The 1,311-nt window shown below is 47.7% G+C and carries 2 protein-coding genes and 1 pseudogene; 2 read left to right on the top strand and 1 reads right to left on the bottom strand.

Annotation, left to right across the window (positions count from 1 at the left end; genetic code table 11):
- Positions 1-115 (top strand): annotated as a pseudogene (locus tag V5P19_RS22860) (hypothetical protein); the annotation flags it as partial.
- A 14-nt stretch (positions 116-129) separates the two neighbouring features.
- Here V5P19_RS22860 and V5P19_RS22855 read toward each other — a convergent pair.
- A protein-coding gene (locus tag V5P19_RS22855) for an IS1-like element IS1A family transposase (RefSeq protein ID WP_094096600.1) occupies positions 130-827 on the bottom strand; the annotation gives its coding sequence in 2 pieces (ribosomal slippage) (positions 130-578 and positions 578-827; 699 coding nt in all).
- A 278-nt stretch (positions 828-1,105) separates the two neighbouring features.
- On the opposite strand from V5P19_RS22855, the gene V5P19_RS22850 reads away from it, so the two are divergent.
- On the top strand, positions 1,106-1,311 hold a 206-nt coding region (locus V5P19_RS22850), incomplete at its 3' end, for a CatA-like O-acetyltransferase (RefSeq protein ID WP_334407805.1).

Below are 1,311 nucleotides of genomic sequence, written 5' to 3'. Positions count from 1 at the left end.
GATGTAAACTCATAGAACATACAGTTCAATTTTATTTTTTAAACACAAAGGCATCACATTACTTAGATTGGATGTTTTTGATGACAGAACAAGCGAATGTCTTTCTGAAGAGATGGTAATGACTCCAACTTATTGATAGTGTTTTATGTTCAGATAATGCCCGATGACTTTGTCATGTAGCTCCACCGATTTTGAGAACGACAGCGACTTCCGTCCCAGCCGTGCCAGGTGCTGCCTCAGATTCAGGTTATGCCGCTCAATTCGCTGCGTATATCGCTTGCTGATTACGTGCAGCTTTCCCTTCAGGCGGGATTCATACAGCGGCCAGCCATCCGTCATCCATATCACCACGTCAAAGGGTGACAGCAGGCTCATAAGACGCCCCAGCGTCGCCATAGTGCGTTCACCGAATACGTGCGCAACAACCGTCTTCCGGAGACTGTCATACGCGTAAAACAGCCAGCGCTGGCGCGATTTAGCCCCGACATAGCCCCACTGTTCGTCCATTTCCGCGCAGACGATGACGTCACTGCCCGGCTGTATGCGCGAGGTTACCGACTGCGGCCTGAGTTTTTTAAGTGACGTAAAATCGTGTTGAGGCCAACGCCCATAATGCGGGCAGTTGCCCGGCATCCAACGCCATTCATGGCCATATCAATGATTTTCTGGTGCGTACCGGGTTGAGAAGCGGTGTAAGTGAACTGCAGTTGCCATGTTTTACGGCAGTGAGAGCAGAGATAGCGCTGATGTCCGGCGGTGCTTTTGCCGTTACGCACCACCCCGTCAGTAGCTGAACAGGAGGGACAGCTGATAGAAACAGAAGCCACTGGAGCACCTCAAAAACACCATCATACACTAAATCAGTAAGTTGGCAGCATCACCCGACGCACTTTGCGCCGAATAAATACCTGTGACGGAAGATCACTTCGCAGAATAAATAAATCCTGGTGTCCCTGTTGATACCGGGAAGCCCTGGGCCAACTTTTGGCGAAAATGAGACGTTGATCGGCACGTAAGAGGTTCCAACTTTCACCATAATGAAATAAGATCACTACCGGGCGTATTTTTTGAGTTATCGAGATTTTCAGGAGCTAAGGAAGCTAAAATGGAGAAAAAAATCACTGGATATACCACCGTTGATATATCCCAATGGCATCGTAAAGAACATTTTGAGGCATTTCAGTCAGTTGCTCAATGTACCTATAACCAGACCGTTCAGCTGGATATTACGGCCTTTTTAAAGACCGTAAAGAAAAATAAGCACAAGTTTTATCCGGCCTTTATTCACATTCTTGCCCGCCTGATGAATGC

Source organism: Enterobacter sp. UNJFSC 003, from assembly GCF_036903355.1.
In the GTDB taxonomy this organism is placed as follows: Bacteria; Pseudomonadota; Gammaproteobacteria; order Enterobacterales; family Enterobacteriaceae; genus Enterobacter.
The sequence above is the reverse complement of the archived record's forward strand: the minus strand, read 5'-3'. Positions and strand labels throughout refer to the sequence as shown.